We start from the raw sequence: 3,371 nt of genomic DNA, 5'->3' as shown, positions 1-3,371 counted from the left end.
GTTAGGGGAAGAGGGAAGAGGGAAGAGAGAAGAGGGAGGAGAAATTTTGACTTTTTCTAACCCCTAAACCCTAACCCCTAACCCCTAACCCCTAGTCCCTAGCCCCAATCCCCCGACCCTATTGAGGAGGAAGGGGGCGATTTCGCCGATCGGCAGAATATGTTGGGCCCCACCAAGGGCGATCGCTTCTTTGGGCATTCCGAAAACGACGCAGCTTGCCTCATTTTGTGCGATCGTCATACCGCCTGCTTGGGAGATCGCCAGCATACCGTCCGCACCATCGCTCCCCATACCGGTCAGCAAAACACCCACAGCCGATCGACCGTAAAAATGAGCCACAGACTTAAATGTTACCGTTACCGAAGGGCGATGACCGGATTGAGGTGGAGATGCGGAATAAACAAACTTGCCTTGAGAATTTAATTCTAAATGTCGCCTTTCCGGTGGAAAATAGACCGTACCGGGTTGGGGAAGGTCGCCCATTGTCGCAATTTTGACAGGCAGTTTGCACTCCGACGCCAACCAATCTACCAATCCCTGTAAAAATCCTTCGCTGATGTGCTGTATGCAAATAACCGGTACTGGTAAATTACTCGGCAGCTGACCAAGAATAGTGTGCAAAGCTTGCGGCCCACCGGTAGAAGCGCCGATCGCGATTACCTGATATTTTGAATGGGAAATTAGGGATGACGGATTAGCAGAGTTTTGAGTTTTGCGGAATGAGCTTTGAGTTAAAAAATGCGATCGTTCGTGTTTTTCGTCGCGACTTGGCTCTTCCGATTTTGGGCTCTTGGGCTCCCCCGCTCCCCCAGCGATCTGCAACCCCACAACTTTAGTGCGCCGACGCAAAGTAAAAACTGCCACACCCGACAAAACTTTGATTTTAGCGATCAACTCTTGCTTGAGCATCTCATAATCTTGAATAGATTGAGCGCGTGGTTTGGGAAAAACATCTACCGCTCCAGCGTCAAGCAACTGAAACACATTGTAAGTATCTTCTGGCTGAACTGAGGCACTGATTACCAAAATTGGGCGCGGATATTTGCTCATCACTTCCAGAGTGAATTCTAGGCCATTCATTCGCGCCATATGCAGGTCAGTACAGATCACATCTGGCTGAACTTTGGGAATCAGTTCTAATGCCTCTAAGCCATTTTGAGCAGTTCCCACCACCTCCATTTCTGGTGATGAGCCAAAAATTCGTTTGAGGATGAGCGTTACAACTGGTGAGTCCTCAACTATTAAAATTTTGATAATTTTTTTATCCATAGCCTCTTGCCGATCGATGAAATACAACTTACGCAAACAAACCGGGTTTGGGAGTGCGTAAGTCCTGTTAAATTTGAAATTTGAAATCTAAAATTTGCAATTCAAACAAGCCTTCTCAAAGTATCGATCAGAACCTCTTGACTAAAAGTGCCTTTAGTGATGTAAGCATTAGCGCCTGCTTCAGCTCCTCTTCTTTTATCTTCGTCGCTAGCTAGCGATGTGACCAAAATAATTGGCAATTCGCTATATTCTCCATGCTGGCGAATCTTGGCAGTGAGTCCCAATCCATCCAAGTTGGGCATTTGAACATCAGACACTACAGCGTCAAAGGATCTCGTCTTCAACTTATTGAAACCATCCAATCCATCTACAGCTGTCACTACTTCATAGCCAGCTGCTTCCAAGATCCGCTTTTCTTGGGTACGAGTAGAGATGGAATCTTCCACTAGCAGGATCGTTTGCTTGCGAGTAGGTGTTTGATAGGTTTGTTTGGGTGTCACGGATACAACTTGCTTACGTACAGATTTAATCAAATCTTGGCAATTTAAAACGATGCAGACTTCGCCAGTACCGAGAATTGTGGCACCAGAAACATTACGTACTCGTTTGAGCAGCTGAGTTTGGGGTTTGAGCATGACATCTTGCTCATCTACTAAGGCATCAACGAGCAGTCCCAGTCGATCGTCTGCTACTTTGAGGATGATGCAGGGAATTGGGGAGGGGGAGAGTGGGGGAGTGTAAGAATTAATATTTTCCCTATTCTCTACTACCTCTTCCCATGCCCCATTCTCCACGCCCCATCCCCTATTACCCAATTCGAGTAAATTGGCTAGGCGTGCTATAGAAATTGGCTGATTGTCTAAGATAATCGTGTCTCTGCCTTCAATGGTAAAGATGTCATCCGATCTGACAAAGCGTGCCATTTGCACGAATTCTACCGGGATAGCATAGCTAATCCCCATTACTGCCACAATTAGTACGTGGGCGGTTGCTAAAGTTGTGGGTAATTGTAACCTGATGGTACATCCCTTACCCGGTTCGGATTCCACTTGGATAGTGCCTTTGAGCAGCTCGACGTTAGTGCGTACCACATCCAAACCCACACCTCTGCCAGAAACTTCCGTGATAAATGTGCGGGTGGAAAATCCCGGTTCAAAGATGAGGGACTGAATTTGAGCTTTTGTCATATTCGCGAGTTCTTCTGGGCGACAAACTCCACGTTTCACTGCTGTTTGCTTGATTTTATCGATATCCAATCCTCGTCCGTCGTCTACGACTTCTATAACAACGTTGGTAGCTGTTTGTTTAGCTTTAAGTAGAATTTTGGCTTGAGGAGGTTTGCCTTGATTCTGACGTTCTGCTGGCGTTTCGATACCGTGATCGATCGCATTCCGAATCATGTGCATCAAGGGATCTTTTATTTCCTCTAAAATGCGCTTGTCTGCTTTCGTTTCTGCTCCTTCGATTACCAGATCGACTTGTTTGTTTTCGTGTTTGGCGAGATCCCGTACCATGCGGGGAAACAAGTTAAAGATGTTGGCAAGTGGCAAGAGACGCAGGGTACGAATTCCCTCGGATAATTCATCGGCAATAATTTCCAGTCTGGCATTGTCTTCGTACATCGCGTTTCGCAAGCGGTTTGCCAACGAAGCGAGCTGTTCTAAACGTTGTTGGAGGCGATGATGGAAATGTGTAAAGAGGGAGAGGGAAGAGGGAGAAAGAGAGGGAGAGGGAAATTTTTCTTCTGCCCATCTACTCCTCTCCTGCTCTCCCAGATCTCCTCCATATAAAGATATGGAAGATGGGGAAGTTTTTTTGCCGTTACTGGCACCTGTAGCGATCGAAGCGCTTGCTAATGTATCTACTCCCACCACAAAGGAATTGATATTTGCCTCGCGACTCCATTCTTCGCACAAGTTGACAAGCTCTTCAATATCTGCAAGTCGGTGAGCGATCCGTATTTTGGTGACTGTCAGTTCACCTGCTTGAGTCATCAAGGAATCTAAATGCCGCGTTTCGACGCGCACGCTTTCGATCGCAAAACGGGACGCGCTAGCATCTTGACGATAGCTTTGTTCTTTCTGAGTAGGAGATTGGGTAAT

General features: G+C 46.7%; 2 protein-coding genes. Both read right to left on the bottom strand.

Annotated elements, in window-relative coordinates:
• Positions 1 to 84 precede the first annotated feature (84 nt).
• A complete protein-coding gene (gene cheB / locus H6S82_RS24750; RefSeq protein WP_191056869.1) occupies positions 85 to 1,269 on the bottom strand; it encodes a chemotaxis-specific protein-glutamate methyltransferase CheB in 1,185 nt (394 codons plus the stop codon).
• A 101-nt stretch (positions 1,270 to 1,370) separates the two neighbouring features.
• A partial coding sequence (locus tag H6S82_RS24745; RefSeq protein ID WP_199317950.1) for a response regulator occupies positions 1,371 to 3,371 on the bottom strand: 2,001 nt, incomplete at its 5' end.

The organism is Planktothrix sp. FACHB-1355 (assembly GCF_014748295.1).
Lineage (GTDB): Bacteria > Cyanobacteriota > Cyanobacteriia > Cyanobacteriales > Aerosakkonemataceae > Aerosakkonema > Aerosakkonema funiforme_A.
Note: the sequence above shows the minus strand (reverse complement) of the source record. Positions and strands in the feature narration are given on the sequence as shown.